Below are 16,143 nucleotides of genomic sequence, written 5' to 3'. Positions count from 1 at the left end.
ATTCTTCTCTTAGTTTTTTTCATTTCCACTACAAGTTTGACGCTTCACCAATTTATGAGGAATAATAATACACTTTGGTGCAACTTCACAATGTTCAACTTTATCAACTAAATATCTAGCCGCTTCGTAGCCTAATTGATAAATATTTACATCTATCGTTGTTAATGGTGGATTTGCCATTTCAGATAATAATACATTATTAAAGCTAACAATCGAAATATCTTTCGGTACGGAGATTCCTTTTTCTGATAAAGCACTTAATACACCTAATGCAATTAAATCATCGGTCGCGATAATAGCTGTTGGCTGTTCGCTAAGTGTCATAAGTTTTTCTACTGCTTTTTGACCACTTTCTCGTAAAAACTCAAGATTTAAAATATACTCAGGTGGCAAAGAAATATCAGCCAATTTTAATGCATCTGTCATTCCAGCAAGGCGATCTTTCGTAACGAGTAAATCTGAATCCCCACCAATAAAAGCAATTCGTTCATGCCCAAGTGAAATTAAATATTCCGTTACTTCTCGAGCCGCCGTATAGTTATCATTATCAATGTATGTAATCTCATCTTTTCGCTCGTATGGCTTACCTATAAGAACAAATGGGAAATTTTGTTCATGTAAATATTCTAAAATACGGTCATTCATACGAGAATATAAAAGAATAATACCACCTATTTGTCTTCCTTGTACCATTTTCACAACACCGTTAAAAATCTCTTCTTCCGTTTCTCCAGTTGACATATACAATGAATATTCTTCTCCATGTGCAAATGAACTTATTCCTCGAATCACTTCTGGAAAAAATGGGTTTTGAAAGGCTTTACTCGCAGAACTCGGCATAACGAGTCCAATTGTTTTTGTTGTTTGATTTGCAAGACTTCGCGCATTTAAATTCGGATGATAGCCTAATTCAGTCATTACTTTACGAACACGTCGTTTTGTTTTCTCACTAATGCTCGGATTATCAGCAATTACACGTGAAACCGTAGAAGGAGCAACATTTGCTTTTTTTGCTACATCTTTAATTGTAACTGTCATAAATTTGTTCCTCCTCTCTTCTTTTATTTACATGATTTGTACAAATTACTTCTATATTCATCGTGCATTTACAGTCAATAAGATTTCCACCTTAATATTTAGAGAAAACGAAGAAAATAGATATTCTATATAAATCCATTTAAATTTCCCGCATATAAGTCGCTTCGATGCTCTTGTCCCTTCCTAAGAAGAAAGTGGTTTTTATGTCGCTTTTTTAACTTGGATATATATACATTATTCCATTCGCAAAAACCTATATTAATGTCGATCTATATTCTCCCTCTTCATGTATTGTAAAGGATAGATGGTTATTTTCCTATACTATATACTATTTTTTTGAATTTTTCTTTGTTCCTATACTTTCTAAATCGATTCTTCAACAAAACGAAACTTCCATCAGCAGGAGGTTCTTCAGCCCCCGCTGACGGAAAGCCTCCCAATCGTTTTTTTACGAACAGTTATTCCCCGCCTTTCCTCTTCACTTTTCTCTGAATCTTAAGGTAGGATTCTAACGATCCGCCAATAGCTGGATAAAAAAAGATAAATAGGACATAACGTCCCATTTATCCCTTCGTTCCTCCAGCTGTTAAACCAGAAATAAAATATTTTTGCAAAGATAAGAATAAAATTGAAATTGGTATCGCAATTAATACCGATCCCGCTGCAAATGTCGTAAATTCATTACCGAATTTTTTCGCTACCATTTCATACAACCCAACAGCTAATGTATAATTTTCTGGCGTACGTAAAATGATACTCGCCAAAATAAAATCAGTAAATGGACCAATAAAAGTAAATAACGCTACAACCGCAACAATTGGTTTTGCCAAAGGCATAACAATTTGCCAAAAAATCCGAAAATGCCCTGCTCCGTCCATACGGGCTGATTCGTCTAATTCTTTTGGAATCGTATCAAAGTATCCTTTCATGAGCCATGTATTCATCGGAATTGCACCGCCAACATAAATTAAAATCAGCGCTATATGTGTATCCATTAATCCTGTTAGCTGCGCTAAAATATACAATGCAATTAACGCTGAAAAGTTTGGGATCATTTGGAGAATTAAAAATGTTAGTAGCCCATTCTTTCTTCCGACAAAACGATATCTCGAAAATGCATATGCTGTAAAACTAATTGACAATACAGAGAAAATCATTGTCAAAACACTAACTTTCAACGTATTTTTATACCAAAGTAAATAGTTACTTTGCGAGAGATCAAGTAGTTTTTTGTAATGGTCCAGCGTTGCATTTTTAGGAATTATACTTGAGCCAGAGAGACTATCTCCTGGATTAAACGATGATCCTATAATCCATAATAATGGATAGAAAATAATCACACACATCATGAAAATTACAAAATAACTTAATGAAAGACGTAATATCTTCTGTCGTTTTATGTTCATTTACATCATATCCTCTTCTTGGAATGATTTTGTTCTTTTAAATTGCCATAAAGCAACTGAAATAACAATTAACGATAAAATCATCGTAAGTGCTGCTGCTTTCCCATATTGAGCCGATGTCATCGTCAACTTATAAATCCAAGAAATTAAAATATCTGTCCCGCCTGCATCTTGTCCCGCTACAGCCGGACCACCGCCATTAAACAGATAAATAATACTGAAATTGTTAAAGTTGAACGTATATTGCGTAATTAAAATAGGAGCAGTCGCATATAAAACGAGCGGTAATGTAATTTTACGAAATTGTTGCCAAGCTGTCGCACCATCTACCGTCGCTGCCTCATACAATTCACTTGGAATCGATTGCAGTATACCCGTCGTCATTGCAAAGATAAAAGGAAAACCGAGCCATGTTTGAATGAAGATTAAAGCGACTTTCGTCCAAAACGGATCTGTCATCCAAGCAATTCCTTTAATTCCAAATAGAGCTAAAACTTGATTGTTAATTGCTCCAAATGATTCGTTAAACATACCAGCAAATACGAGAATAGATACGAATGCTGGAACAGCCCAAGGTAAAATAAAGATTGTACGAATGATCGCTTTTCCTTTAATTCCTGGTTGATTCACTAAGATTGCCAAGAAAATTCCAAGCGATACTTGCAATGTCGTTGCCAAAAACGTCCAAATGATAGTCCAAGAAAATACACTTATAAATGTGTTTCGCCACATTGGTAATGTGAAAATATCAACAAAGTTTTTAAAACCGACCCAATCTACAAGTTTTGCAGGAGGAGAATGATATAAATCATAGTTTGTAAATGCAATTAATATGACGAAAATAATTGGAAGTACAACAACAAAGATTAATAACAGAAATCCTGGCGAAACCATCATATACGGAAAACCTTGATCTAATAAATGATGGTACTGCTCTTTTACAGAGTGTAACGGTATTCCTTCATCACGCTTTTTTCCATTTTGATACGCATCATATATATTAAAAGCATATATACCTAATCCAAATACAGTAACAATAAGCGCTAATATCCCTTTTACTAATAGAAAGATAGAGTGATCACGAGGAACCTCTGTACCGAGCGTTACAATCCCCCACAACCCAATATTTAATAAATCAGCAAAAGCTACAAAAAATGAACAAGTTAATACTAGAAAAATAATACCTTTTACATATTGTTTATTGTACAGTTGACCAATACCAGGAATAATAGACAATGTTGCCGCTGTCTTTCGGTGCTTTGAACTGTTTCCTACATGAGCTGGTTCAAAGGATGTCTGCATGTTTCTTCCCCCTTTTTTTCTTCCCCTTGGAAGGAGGAGAAATTGTGTCTCTTGAAAATAAGAGACACAATTTCTATATTATTTTTTCTTACTATGATTTGCTTCAATGTTTCCTTTAATTTGTTTCACAGCTCCATCAAGTGCCGCTTTTGGATTTTGTTTGTTTGTTACAACTAATTGCAACGCATCAGCAGCTGGCTTCCAAACTTCTTGCATTTCTGGAATGTTAGGCATTGGAACACTATTTTCAGCTTGTGCTACTACTGCTTTTGCAGCTTCGTTATCTTTAATAACTGAATCTTCCATCACTGATTTCACTGGAGGAATTTCTTTTGTTTTTTCAAAACGAATTTTTGCATTTTCTTCATTTGTTACCCAATCAGTGAATTTTGCTGCTAAATCTTTATTTTTTGAGAAGCTAGTTACATGCCATCCTTTTACACCAACAAATGTTTTCATCGGTTGACCATTCGGTAATTTTGGCATTGGAGCTACGCCATAATCAATCTTTGCTTTTTCAATCGCTTGAAATGCCCACGGACCGTTCATAATAGAAGCTGCTTTTCCTTCATTAAATAATCCATCTGCAGCTGATCCGCCAGACTCACCGATAATTCCTTCTGGGAATAGTTTTTCTTTATACCATTTTTGAATAAATTCTGCCCCTTGTACTGCACCGCTATTGTTTAATCCAATATCAGCTGGATTTGGTTGACCGTCTTTCTCACCAAATACATAACCGCCCATACCAGCCATAAATGCATTTGCAAAATAGAAGTTATCTCCTAATGCTAAAAATCCATATTTTCCGTCCTTCGTAAACCCTTTTGAAAAATTAAATAGTTCATCCATCGTTTCTGGTGCTTTTGGCATTAATTTTTTATTGTAAATGAATACAGGTGTTTCAATAGCCTTTGGTAAACCATATAATTTTCCATCATATGTTTGTGCTTTTAGTGATAAATCAGTAAACTTACTCTTTACAGAATCATCTACTTTTAATTCAGAAAGTAGCCCCTCTGTTGCTGCATTTCCAATTTGATCATGCGGCAATGTTACAACATCTGGTCCTGTACCAGCTGGACCGTCAAGACGAAGTTTTTTCACCTGCTCTGTCATCTGAACTTCTACAACTTTTACTTTTACATTATATTTCTTTTCAAAACTTTTTACGGCTGGATCTAAACCAACACCTTTTTTCTGATCTTCCCAAACAAGAAGATCATAATCTTTCTTCTCCTTGCTCGCTTCTTTTTTCCCTGAATCTTTCGGACCACACGCGGATAACATTCCGATTGTCAAAGCTGAAACTGTTAATAATGATAACGCTTTCTTCTTCATCCCTAACTACCTCCCAAATTATGTACATCATACTTCAATTAAAATGAAAACGTTTGCATATAGGAATTTAATAGAAGCACAAACAATCTTTCAATCTATGAAAACGTTTGCGCTATTTGTTTTTCATTATACATTCTTTTATAGATTTTGCAATATTATTTTTCAAAAAATTTACGTAATCATTCTCTATTGTCATTGACTTTATATAAAATGAGTACTACTCTTATAAACAATATTAAAGTTATATAAAAAGCAATCGTGTGCAGTATATAGTTATTTTCTTTAATAGTTAAGGGGGATTTTTCACATGTTAAAAGAAGCAATATACCATAGACCAAAAGATAATTTTGCATACGCTTACAATGAAAAAACACTTCATATTCGACTACGTACAAAAAAAGACGATGTAGATGTAGTTTCCCTCATTTATGGGGACCCATATGAATGGCAGAATAAGAAGTGGCTCACAGCGAAAATGACAATGAAAAAGAGTGGTTCGACGCATTTATTCGATTATTGGTTTGTGTCAATTGACCCGAAATTTAAGCGCTTACGATATGGATTCGAACTACAAAATAAGACGGAAACTATCGTTTATACAGAAAGAGGATTTTTCTCTGAAGCACCTACCGATGACGTCGGCCATTACTTTTGCTTCCCATTTATTCATGAAAAGGATGTTTTTACAGCTCCTTCATGGATAAAAGATACAGTGTGGTATCAAATTTTCCCGGAACGTTTTGCGAACGGAGATGATACATGTAATCCAACGAACACTCTTCCTTGGGGCAGCGCAGAGCCCACTCCGACAAATTTTTTTGGTGGAGATTTTGCTGGTATTATGCAGCATCTTGATTATCTTGTGGCACTCGGTATTTCCGGAATTTATTTCACTCCAATCTTTGCGGCACATTCGAATCATAAATACGATACAATTGACTATATGGAAATCGATCCGCAATTTGGAACGAAAGAAACATTTCAAAAACTGGTAGAAGCATGTCATCAACGGGGTATTAAAATTATGCTAGATGCCGTGTTTAATCATAGCGGATACTTTTTTGATAAATTTCAAGATGTTCTTGAAAAAGAAGAATGCTCTCCTTATAAAGATTGGTTTCATATTCATGAATTTCCGATTAAAGCTGAACCTATGCCTAATTATGATACATTCGCTTTTACACCCGATATGCCGAAACTAAATACTGCTCATCCAGATGTAAAAGAATACTTACTAGAAGTAGGGCGCTATTGGGTTCGAGAGTTTCACATAGACGGTTGGCGACTTGATGTTGCAAATGAAATTGACCATAGCTTTTGGAGAGAATTCCGCAGTGAAATAAAAGCAATTAACCCTGAAGTATATATTTTAGGAGAAATTTGGCATGATGCATTGCCGTGGTTACAGGGGGATCAATTTGACGCTGTTATGAGTTACCCTGTTACAAATGCTCTTCTTTCTTATTTTGCACACGAAACAATTAAGGCTAGTGAATTTATGGAACAAATCACAGCATCTTTGCATTCATATTCCATGAATGTAAACGAAGCTGCTTTTCATCTATTAGATAGCCACGATACACCGCGAATTTTAACGACCTGCAACGGTAATAAAGAAAAAGTGAAATTACTTTATGTATTCCAACTTTCCTTTATCGGTTCGCCATGTATTTATTACGGTGACGAAATCGGAATGGAGGGCGGCATGGATCCAGGCTGCCGAAAATGTATGATTTGGGAAGAGGATAAACAAGATAAAGAATTATTCCAACATATACAAACATTAAATTCACTACGTAAGCAATATAAAGCCTTTAGTGGACACGGTTCATTTCAATGGATTGAAGCAAACGACAAGCACAACTATATTTCTTATATAAAAACATACAAGAAGAAAACAATCTTTTTTGTTTTAAATCCAACAAATCAGAAAGTTACAGCTCCTATCCCTTATGATATCGCTGGTAAAAAGATTACCAACTTATATACAAAAGAAGAGTTTTCTGCAGAAACAAACTCACTGCAAATTACACTTCCACCGTACGGATTTTCAATTTTGACATGGTAAATAAGAAAAGCCTTGTATAAAAAACAAGGCTTTTTCGCTATTTGTTTGAGATGTGTTATATTCTATAACTTCTATCTTCTCATTTCAGTTTATACACCCTCGTTTCATAAGGCTGTAAAGCAATATTTCTAATCAATTCACTCTGAACATCATAATTGTGTATTAATAACTCTGAACTACTATATGTGATCTCTGTTGGCAACGCAAAAACACATGATTCCTCATTAAAGTTTGCAATAACAAGTAATTTCTCATTTTTCCATGTTCTCAAATAAGCAAAAATCGATGGATGATCTTCTAGAATTAAGTCATATGTACCATATACAATAATCTCATGATTTTTACGAAGTTCAATCAATTTCTTGTAGTAATAGAAAATAGAATTTGGGTCATGTAATGCCTGCCATGCATTGATATCTTTATAATTAGGATTTACTTTTAGCCACGGCTTTCCGGTTGTAAATCCAGCATGTTCACTGTCTTCCCATTGCATCGGCGTCCGAGCATTATCGCGTCCTTTTGTATAAATAGATTGCATTACTATTTCATGATTTTCACCACGTTCCATTACTTTTTCACGGTACATATTCAAGGTTTCAATATCACGGTAATCCTCAATTGAATCAAATTGGACATTTGTCATCCCAATCTCTTCACCTTGATAAATATAAGGAGTTCCTTTCATCATATGAAGTACCGTCGCTAACATTTTCGCTGATGGAATACGATACAATTTATCGTTACCAAAACGAGATACAACACGCGGCTGATCATGATTATTCCAATACAAACTATTCCATCCTGTATGCTCCAATGCTTTTTGCCACTTTGTTAAATTCTGCTTTAACGTAAGGAGCGAACATGGTATCACATCCCATTTACCATTTTCTCCAGAATCTAAATCCATATGTTCAAATTGAAATACCATCTGCAATTCCTGACGCTCTTCAGCTGTATAAAGTTTAGCTTCTTCCGTTGTTGCACCTGGCATCTCACCAACTGTCATAATGTCATATTTAGATAGCACTTCTTGATTCATTTCATGTAAATATGGATGAATATTAGGTCCATTCATAAAGTATTGATGTCCAGATACATACCCTTCCGTTTCAACATCAACAGCTGGGAGCCCCTCTGTTTTTGAAATAAAATTAATAACATCCATACGGAAACCATCAATTCCCTTATCAAGCCAAAATTTCATCATCTCATAAATCTCTTTACGTACATTCTCATTATCCCAGTTTAGATCCGGTTGCTTTTTTGAAAATAAATGTAAATAATATTCATCTGTCGTTTCATCATATTGCCAAGCCGACCCACTAAAAGCAGCTCCCCAGTTATTGGGCTCTTTTCCATCTTTTCCTTTACGCCAAATATAGTAATCTCTAAAAGGATTATCTTTTGACTTCCGAGATTCAACAAACCAATGATGTTCATCTGAAGTATGATTAACTACTAAATCCATCATTAATTTCATATTACGTTTATGCATTTCACTTAACAATTTATCCCAATCATTCATCGTCCCAAATTCATCCATAATCTTACGATAATCGCTAATATCATAACCATTATCATCGTTTGGAGATTCGTAAACTGGCGACAACCAAATTACATCTATACCTAGTTCTTGTAAATAATCAAGCTTTGAAATAATTCCGCGAAGATCACCAATTCCATCACCATTACTATCCATAAAGCTACGCGGATAAATTTGATATACAACACTTTCTCTCCACCATTGTTTCTCCATCATAATCCCCCATCTCATTATTTATTCACAAAATAGCGCAAACGTTTTCATGAGTGAATAATAACAGATTATAGACAAAATGAAAACAAACTTACACTCTTTACTATGATCAAACAGTTGTAAAACCAGCGTTCTACCAATAATAAGAACGCAGTATTTAATTAATAAGAACACAATATTTAAACCGTACTTTTAAAAAATATGCAAACGTTTTAATTTTTTTATTTATTTTTTTTATGCACTCATTTATAATAAAACGAAAGAAAACGTTTTCACATTTTTGCTGGGGGGAAAAATCAATGGCAGAACTAAAATTAGAAAACATTTACAAAATATATGATAATGATGTAACAGCAGTAACAGACTTCAATTTACACATACAAGATAAAGAGTTTATCGTATTCGTTGGTCCATCTGGATGCGGGAAATCCACAACATTACGGATGGTTGCTGGTTTAGAAGATATTTCAAAAGGTGAATTTTCAATTGATGGCAAGTTAATGAATGACGTTCCTCCGAAAGATCGCGACATTGCAATGGTCTTTCAAAACTATGCACTCTATCCGCATATGAGTGTTTATGATAACATGGCATTTGGCTTAAAGCTTCGTAAAATATCAAAAGACGAAATTGATCGCCGCGTGAAAGATGCAGCCCGTATTTTAGGGCTTGAAGATTATTTAAACCGAAAACCAAAAGCATTATCAGGAGGACAGCGGCAACGTGTTGCATTAGGACGTGCCATTGTTCGTGATGCAAAAGTCTTCTTAATGGACGAGCCATTATCAAACCTTGATGCAAAATTACGAGTAACAATGCGTTCAGAAATTTCTAAGCTGCACCAAAGACTTGGAACAACAACTATTTATGTAACACATGACCAAACAGAGGCTATGACAATGGCATCGCGCCTTGTTGTTATGAAAGATGGGAAAATACAGCAGATTGGAACACCAAAAGAAGTATACGAAACACCTGAAAATATTTTCGTTGGCGGATTTATTGGTTCTCCTGCGATGAACTTCTTACGTGGTCAGTTAACAGAAAGTCACTTTGTAGTAGACAATAAAGTTAAAATTAAAGTATCTGAAGGAAAAATGAAACTACTGAGCGAACAAGGCTACATTAACCAAGAAATTATTTTAGGAATACGTCCAGAAGATATTCATGATGAACTCTTATTTTTAGAAGCTTCACAAGATACAACATTTACAACAAAAATTGAAGTTGCTGAACTATTAGGTGCGGAATCCATTTTATATATGAAACTTGGAAATCAAGATTTTGTAGCACGTGTCGATGCGAGACATACGTTTACAAACGGTGATCAAATCCAGCTTGCATTTGATATGAACAAAGCGCACTTCTTTGATGTAAAAACCGAAAATCGCATTCGCTAAATACAAAGAAACCGTCCATATTCATGGACGGTTTTCCATTATAATATTACCTCTGCTGTATGAAATGGTTGTTGCTTTGTTCCTATAACACCAGAAGTCGGTAAATCTGTTAACATCATTTCTTAGACCGACAAATATAAGAATTTCCCCAAATGTAAAATTAGTACCCTTCATTTATAAATATATCATTTTAAAAATTTTCATTCCAATTAAAAAAAGCGCGCCTTTCCGTGACGCGCCATTAATATGGAGGGTACTATATAGGAGATGCCTGTCCTATATAAATTCTATTATATCAATTAAATTTATCGAATTTTGTAAAAATTTATACTCGATGAAATTTTTTATTAAAACGATCCCTCTTTCTTTATCCCGCTATTCGTGGGCAGTAATACTCCCACCTCAAAATTCAGTGAAAGCAGTGTTCAGTTCCAGTGGCTAGAATGTTAGGTGGGAGATAAACTGTTCGTAAAAGCCCGATTGGTAAGGGTTGATAATCAGTGGGGAATGAAGAAAACCCCCACTGATTAAAGTTTCACTTTATACAATGCTTATAACTCTAGTTTTTACTATAAGATCATGATACCCGCTATTATCACTTCTAAACAGCATCATGTATATATTACATATTATTGGAATTCCAAGAAATAAAATATTTGGTATTAATAATACAATAAACCTCATTGTTAATATTCCAAGCGTTAACTTTTCATTTGTAAGTGCTACAAGTTTTGTACGTGTAAATTTTTTCCCTGGTGTATATCCATTCCAAATAAATGGTAGAACAATAAAATAAAGTGCCATTAATAAACATACTAGTCCAAGATCATAACGAATATCTCCTAAACTTACATTAAAACGATTCAAAATCGCCTTATAGTTTCCTGTTGTGATCGCGACTATAGCACCGTACAGAACAGAAATGAAAAACATATCGATAATTGCAGCCCCTATGCGATTCATAACGATCGTCGGACGATGTATTTTCAGCTTCATGTTGTGTCGACTCCTTTTTCTATCCTTTATGTTTCATCCTATCATGTCTAAAAACAGTTGTAAACAACGCATAAATTGGTGTTTTACTATCTTTTCCTGTACAATATGTATCAATCATATTTCGGAAGGAGGAGCTCATATTGAAACGATTCATCATCTTCTGCTCTTTCATACTTTTAGCTAGTTGTTCAACAGATTCTAAGCACTCTCATTACAGTATTGGTGATGAATATGAGCTTATTGCTGTTACTAGTGACGCTCTAGAGCTTTTTCCAAAATCAGACGCCTTGTATGCTTCTCAATATATTCCAGCAAAAATTGTAGAAATTGCTTGGAACGACGCTTATATTTTAGCTAAACAAATAGACCAAACAGATGACCCTAACAACCCTGACGCCTCAATTACCAATCAAGCGATAGAAAATTATTGGATTATTGATTTAAAAAACAACCGCCGATTTGGTCCCTATACAAAAAAACAATTTGAAGAACAAAAACACGAATTTCGTATCTCAGAACAATTACAGAACGTGAAAACTTACTATAAAAAACAAAAATCTTAAAAAAGGCCAAATGTGTCATTTGACCTTTTTCTCATTAATTTTCTTTGTAAAACAACATTCCATACACAATAGTTCCAAACATAATACAAAATAATAATATGAATGCCCGTTGAATCAATCCAATATGCAATTGCAAAGTGACTTGAACACTCTCACCGTTATAATATCCATAGCCATAGAAAAAAACAAACATCAATATAAATATATAAATTTTGTATTTATAAAAATAATGTGCAATACTCATCCCTATCCCAAATAGTACTCCTATACATACAATTTCATATAAAAGATGAATAAGTGATAATTGCACGATTCGTTGTAACATATATAATAAGCCTATTTGAAAACAAACCGCTAACATAACTCCGATTAACACCGTGAATCCCCTCACGGATTGTCTCCCCTTTCACTCTATTCACTTCATTATATTCAAGAAGCGATAAAACGAGCGGGGGGTTGTACTACTTAAGAAGAGTTTTTATATCTTTCCAGCCGTATGCAGTTTCTTCTACGTGTAATTCTTCAATTTGTTTCTTGTCTACAAAAGAGCCTTGTAATGCTTCATAAAAATATTTAGAAGGATTACTTGCCACTACCCAAACAAGCATAGAATAGCAGCCATTTTCATATAAATCCACTGCTACCGCTTTTAGCAATCTTTTCCCGAGCTGATTTCGCTGGTATTCTTTTAAAATATATATCGCATATAACTCTCCGTCATATCCATAACTACCTGTTCTTTCTTTCCCTCCATCTGCAAAACCGATTATTTTTCCGTCAACTGTTTTAGCAACATAAACATGTGAATGCTGTTCCTGTAATATTTTTCTCCATAATCCTTCTCGCTTCTTATATGATTTTTTATCTAGCACTTCTTTTGGCATAATCCCTTCATATGTCTCTCTCCAACTATCAACATGAACACGCGCGAGTTCTGTTGCATCATTTACATTCGCTTTGACAATATACATTTTTTCATCTCCCTGCAAATTACTATATAAATATAAATTCTCTATAAAACGACATATCTCCTCTACGACATTTAGGTCGATACTTTGTAGCGATACAACATAACCTATAATCGTTCTCCCCCAAAAAATGGTCTTTACACCCTTTTTAACTTATATAACAACGAAAAACCATTTCACTATTATAATGAAATGGTAAATGTTTGTGGTTCTGCTATTTTTTCATGTGTGTCTCCTGCCGCCAATACATCTGTTGTAAAAGAAACTTTTTTTACTTTTTCATTAGGATCACTTAGTACAAGCCCAATTAAGCCATCCCTTTTTTCACCAGAACTATAATCCTCTCTCGATACACTTCTTGTACCAATAAGCGTATCTTCTGCATATAAAAAGTTTTTCGTTGGTACATGAAATGATTGCGTTTCATTTACAGTTACATTATTCATAGAAAAAAACTGCATCTCTTTGTCACTTGCATTTTCAACCTTATATGTAATTTCAATATATTTAGCAGCAGCATCGATATCCTGTCCACTTAATGATGCATACAATTCTGCTTCCGTTTGCTCCAATGTCTCATTTAAGCGACGTTGTACTTCTTCTGGAGTTAATTTTGTATACATTTTTAGCGTCTCTTTTGTGTCGGTTTTCATATTTGATAATGTAATCACTCTGATATTTTCTACATAGATTTTCATCGTTCCAACTTTAAATGTTTCATTTACATGTTTTATTTGTTCTAATTTTAAAGTTCCCCAGTTTTTTTGCTTAATCTCTTGCCCTACTTTTGTTAGTTGTAAACCGCCATATTCATTTGTCTCAGGAATAGCCTGTTTCTTCGGTTGCTTCACTTTTTCTTGCTTTGCACACCCACTTAAAATTATAAGAATGCTGCATAAAATATAAAATACATTCCTGATTTTCATCATCTTTCTCCTGTCACTATATACTATGAAACTATCATTTCATGTACTATTATACTATATATATTTAGAAGCTCTTTTTTTGAAGTTTACGAAAGACTGCTCCATCATCTATTCCGTTCATAAACAAAACCAGCTAGTGTATCTACTAGCTGGTTTTGTTTATTATAATGCTTCTATAAATAACGCTACTCCCATACCGCCGCCGACGCAAAGAGAAGCAATTCCTTTTTCTAATCCCCGTCTTCTTAATTCATGAATTAAGCTTACTGTAATCCGTGCTCCTGTACACCCAATTGGATGACCAAGACCAATTCCACTGCCGTTTACATTTACTTTTTCACGATTTAAACCTAATTCTTTCTCTACCGCTAAATATTGTGCAGCAAATGCTTCATTAATTTCAAATAAATCTGCATCATTTACTGACCAATTTACATTTTGCAGTCCTTTTTGAATTGCTGGCACTGGCCCTATCCCCATAAATTTCGGATCAACACCCGCTACAGAGTATCCAACAATTCTTGCTAATGCTTGAAGCCCTTTTTCTTTTGCTTTTTCTTCACTCATTAAGACTAACGCTGCACTTCCGTCATTAATACCCGATGCGTTTCCTGCAGTTACTGTTCCACCTTTGCGAAAAGCTGCTTTTAAACCCGAAAGTTTTTCTGCCGTAATATCTGCACGAGGATGTTCATCTTTAGAAATGACAATCTCTTTTCTCCGTTCCTTTTTCGTAATCGGAACAATTTGCTCATCAAAATAGCCCGCTTCGATTGCATGAAGAGCACGTTGATGGCTTAACAACGCTACTTCATCTTGTTCTTCGCGAGAAATTTCATATTGCTCGGCAAGATTTTCTGCAGTTTCTCCCATCATAAAATGATGGATTGGATCTTCTAACACTTCCCATACCATATCACGAATTTCTCCATGTTGTAGTCGTTGTCCCCAGCGGTTTTCTTTTAATACATACGGACTAGAGCTCATCGCTTCTACTCCTCCTGCAACAACAACATCACTTACACCTAATTGAATTTGCATTGCTGCTGAAATTAGCGCCTGCATACCTGAAGCACATTGACGCTGAATTGTATAGCCAGTAACCGTATCGGGAAATCCCGCCATAAGAGCTGCTGTTCTTGCTGTATTTGCCTCATCTGTTCGCTGAATACAGTGACCTAAAATCACTTCATCTACTTCATGGGGCGACACACCGCCTCTTTTTACAACTTCCTGCAATACAGGAACTATAAGTTCAGTTGGTTTTACACTTTTGAAGGCTCCTCCAAACGTTCCAATTGGCGAACGAACTGCCGCTGTTACGACTACATTACGCATCGTGTACTTTCTCCTCTCTTATGTATCCTAGTAAACTTCGGATGGAATACCATAAGATGAATATCTATGTCTATTATATTACGAATAAATCAAAAAATCAAAATACTCAATAAAATAAAAAGATAATCGCCCCTATTCTGTCAGCGCTAATAAAAATTTTTGAAAGATTTTTTCTGTCGTTGTATTCAATTTTGGCAATTTATCAATTGGAAAATATCGTATATCCAATCCTTCTTCATCACAATGTATTTCACCGCTTACACGATGCGCCTGAAATACATTGATTACATTATAAATTTCGTCTCCATGCGGAAAACGATAATATAAATCTTGACCAGAGAGCACGCCGAGAAACTGTAAGGAATCTGTTTGTAACCCTGTTTCTTCTCTTAATTCTCTTTCTGCGGTCTCTTCAATTGTTTCACCTAATTCCATCGCTCCCCCTGGTAATCCCCAATCATATGTATCAGATCGAAGTTGTAATAACACTTCATTCTTTTCATTTAAAACAATAATTGCCGATCCTACTATTATTAGTGGTTTTGTTCCAATTAATTTCCTTAGTTCCTGTATATACCCCATTATGTAACTCTCCTTTCTTTTTCTCTCCTATAATAGCAAAATTCTTTATTTGTTTGATACATATAAAATATTTAGATGCATAAAAAGAGGCTAACTCACATTAGCCTCTTCCCTGCTTATTATCTAGCCTATATGACTTTCGTATTTTACGTCCTCAAATGCTTTTTCAATTTCTTCATCCTGGTAATGAACATATGTAAAACGTCCTAACCCTACTAAACGTGCAATTTCCCGCAATACTTTTCCTTGTTCATACCCTTCTTTGATAGTGATATGAACATAAAACTTCATAAGCGGGTTCTCATACAACGATTCCTGCACTTCCACACATACATTTTCTACCCCTTGTACCACTTGAGCATAACTCGCAAATTGATAAATAGCTTCACGATCTGAAACAATTTTAAGTGTATACATGTTTTTTCCCCCTTTTCTTTTTACTATAACAAAAAATAGGTA

At 34.7% G+C, this 16,143-nt stretch carries 15 protein-coding genes; 3 read left to right on the top strand and 12 right to left on the bottom strand.

Going from position 1 to position 16,143, the window contains the following annotated elements:
- Positions 1–9 precede the first annotated feature (9 nt).
- From BM211_RS00650 to BM211_RS00635, 4 genes are all read right to left on the bottom strand, one after another.
- A complete protein-coding gene (locus tag BM211_RS00650) occupies positions 10–1,038 on the bottom strand; it encodes a LacI family DNA-binding transcriptional regulator (RefSeq protein ID WP_035429269.1) in 1,029 nt (342 codons plus the stop codon).
- Between the two features lie 563 nt (positions 1,039–1,601).
- Positions 1,602–2,444: a maltosaccharide ABC transporter permease MalD gene (gene malD, locus BM211_RS00645; RefSeq protein ID WP_090994615.1), complete on the bottom strand. Its 843-nt coding sequence runs from the start codon at positions 2,442–2,444 to the stop codon at positions 1,602–1,604.
- A complete protein-coding gene (locus tag BM211_RS00640; protein ID WP_035429272.1) occupies positions 2,445–3,746 on the bottom strand; it encodes a sugar ABC transporter permease in 1,302 nt (433 codons plus the stop codon).
- A gap of 78 nt (positions 3,747–3,824) precedes the next feature.
- Positions 3,825–5,087, bottom strand: coding sequence for a sugar ABC transporter substrate-binding protein (locus BM211_RS00635; protein ID WP_035429274.1), 1,263 nt, complete (start codon positions 5,085–5,087; stop codon positions 3,825–3,827).
- Positions 5,088–5,394: 307 nt separating this feature from the next.
- On the opposite strand from BM211_RS00635, the gene BM211_RS00630 reads away from it, so the two are divergent.
- Complete coding sequence (locus BM211_RS00630; RefSeq protein ID WP_090994613.1) at positions 5,395–7,155, top strand: alpha-glycosidase; 1,761 nt, start codon at positions 5,395–5,397, stop codon at positions 7,153–7,155.
- Between the two features lie 79 nt (positions 7,156–7,234).
- On the opposite strand, the gene BM211_RS00625 is transcribed toward BM211_RS00630, so the two are convergent.
- Positions 7,235–8,911, bottom strand: coding sequence for a glycoside hydrolase family 13 protein (locus BM211_RS00625; RefSeq protein WP_090994611.1), 1,677 nt, complete (start codon positions 8,909–8,911; stop codon positions 7,235–7,237).
- A gap of 299 nt (positions 8,912–9,210) precedes the next feature.
- On the opposite strand from BM211_RS00625, the gene BM211_RS00620 reads away from it, so the two are divergent.
- On the top strand, positions 9,211–10,311 hold the full coding sequence (locus tag BM211_RS00620) for an ABC transporter ATP-binding protein (RefSeq protein WP_035429278.1): 1,101 nt from the start codon (positions 9,211–9,213) through the stop codon (positions 10,309–10,311).
- A 540-nt stretch (positions 10,312–10,851) separates the two neighbouring features.
- Here the strand turns inward: BM211_RS00620 and BM211_RS00615 are convergent.
- Complete coding sequence (locus BM211_RS00615) at positions 10,852–11,307, bottom strand: RDD family protein (protein ID WP_035429279.1); 456 nt, start codon at positions 11,305–11,307, stop codon at positions 10,852–10,854.
- Positions 11,308–11,447: 140 nt separating this feature from the next.
- Here BM211_RS00615 and BM211_RS00610 point away from each other — a divergent pair, with 140 nt between their 5' ends.
- Complete coding sequence (locus BM211_RS00610; RefSeq protein WP_035429281.1) at positions 11,448–11,870, top strand: DUF3997 domain-containing protein; 423 nt, start codon at positions 11,448–11,450, stop codon at positions 11,868–11,870.
- A 34-nt stretch (positions 11,871–11,904) separates the two neighbouring features.
- Here BM211_RS00610 and BM211_RS00605 read toward each other — a convergent pair whose 3' ends face one another.
- The 6 genes from BM211_RS00605 to BM211_RS00580 form a co-directional block, all read right to left on the bottom strand.
- Complete coding sequence (locus tag BM211_RS00605; RefSeq protein WP_035429282.1) at positions 11,905–12,246, bottom strand: hypothetical protein; 342 nt, start codon at positions 12,244–12,246, stop codon at positions 11,905–11,907.
- 85 nt (positions 12,247–12,331) lie between these two features.
- Positions 12,332–12,841, bottom strand: a complete 510-nt coding sequence (locus tag BM211_RS00600) for a GNAT family N-acetyltransferase (RefSeq protein WP_035429284.1) — start codon at positions 12,839–12,841, stop codon at positions 12,332–12,334.
- A 179-nt stretch (positions 12,842–13,020) separates the two neighbouring features.
- On the bottom strand, positions 13,021–13,767 hold the full coding sequence (locus BM211_RS00595; protein ID WP_371261846.1) for a hypothetical protein: 747 nt from the start codon (positions 13,765–13,767) through the stop codon (positions 13,021–13,023).
- Positions 13,768–13,926: 159 nt separating this feature from the next.
- Positions 13,927–15,102, bottom strand: coding sequence for an acetyl-CoA C-acetyltransferase (locus tag BM211_RS00590; RefSeq protein ID WP_090994607.1), 1,176 nt, complete (start codon positions 15,100–15,102; stop codon positions 13,927–13,929).
- 132 nt (positions 15,103–15,234) lie between these two features.
- Entirely contained in the window at positions 15,235–15,684 is a 450-nt protein-coding gene (locus BM211_RS00585) for an NUDIX hydrolase (RefSeq protein ID WP_035429289.1), read from the bottom strand.
- 123 nt (positions 15,685–15,807) lie between these two features.
- The gene (locus BM211_RS00580) at positions 15,808–16,101 is read right to left on the bottom strand and encodes a DUF3928 family protein (RefSeq protein ID WP_035429291.1); all 294 of its coding nucleotides are present in this window, start codon (positions 16,099–16,101) and stop codon (positions 15,808–15,810) included.
- Positions 16,102–16,143 lie beyond the last annotated feature (42 nt).

Source organism: Bacillus sp. 491mf, from assembly GCF_900112415.1.
Lineage (GTDB): Bacteria > Bacillota > Bacilli > Bacillales > Bacillaceae_G > Bacillus_A.
Note: the sequence above shows the minus strand (reverse complement) of the source record. Positions and strands in the feature narration are given on the sequence as shown.

Bases quoted from the DNA above. Each gene is read 5' to 3' on its own strand.
- BM211_RS00650 (WP_035429269.1), bottom strand. From the start codon at position 1,038: ATGACAGTTACAATTAAAGATGTAGCAAAAAAAGCAAATGTTGCTCCT.
- malD (WP_090994615.1), bottom strand. From the start codon at position 2,444: ATGAACATAAAACGACAGAAGATATTACGTCTTTCATTAAGTTATTTT.
- BM211_RS00640 (WP_035429272.1), bottom strand. From the start codon at position 3,746: ATGCAGACATCCTTTGAACCAGCTCATGTAGGAAACAGTTCAAAGCAC.
- BM211_RS00635 (WP_035429274.1), bottom strand. From the start codon at position 5,087: ATGAAGAAGAAAGCGTTATCATTATTAACAGTTTCAGCTTTGACAATC.
- BM211_RS00630 (WP_090994613.1), top strand. From the start codon at position 5,395: ATGTTAAAAGAAGCAATATACCATAGACCAAAAGATAATTTTGCATAC.
- BM211_RS00625 (WP_090994611.1), bottom strand. From the start codon at position 8,911: ATGGAGAAACAATGGTGGAGAGAAAGTGTTGTATATCAAATTTATCCG.
- BM211_RS00620 (WP_035429278.1), top strand. From the start codon at position 9,211: ATGGCAGAACTAAAATTAGAAAACATTTACAAAATATATGATAATGAT.
- BM211_RS00615 (WP_035429279.1), bottom strand. From the start codon at position 11,307: ATGAAGCTGAAAATACATCGTCCGACGATCGTTATGAATCGCATAGGG.
- BM211_RS00600 (WP_035429284.1), bottom strand. From the start codon at position 12,841: ATGTATATTGTCAAAGCGAATGTAAATGATGCAACAGAACTCGCGCGT.
- BM211_RS00595 (WP_371261846.1), bottom strand. From the start codon at position 13,767: ATGATGAAAATCAGGAATGTATTTTATATTTTATGCAGCATTCTTATA.
- BM211_RS00590 (WP_090994607.1), bottom strand. From the start codon at position 15,102: ATGCGTAATGTAGTCGTAACAGCGGCAGTTCGTTCGCCAATTGGAACG.
- BM211_RS00585 (WP_035429289.1), bottom strand. From the start codon at position 15,684: ATGGGGTATATACAGGAACTAAGGAAATTAATTGGAACAAAACCACTA.
- BM211_RS00580 (WP_035429291.1), bottom strand. From the start codon at position 16,101: ATGTATACACTTAAAATTGTTTCAGATCGTGAAGCTATTTATCAATTT.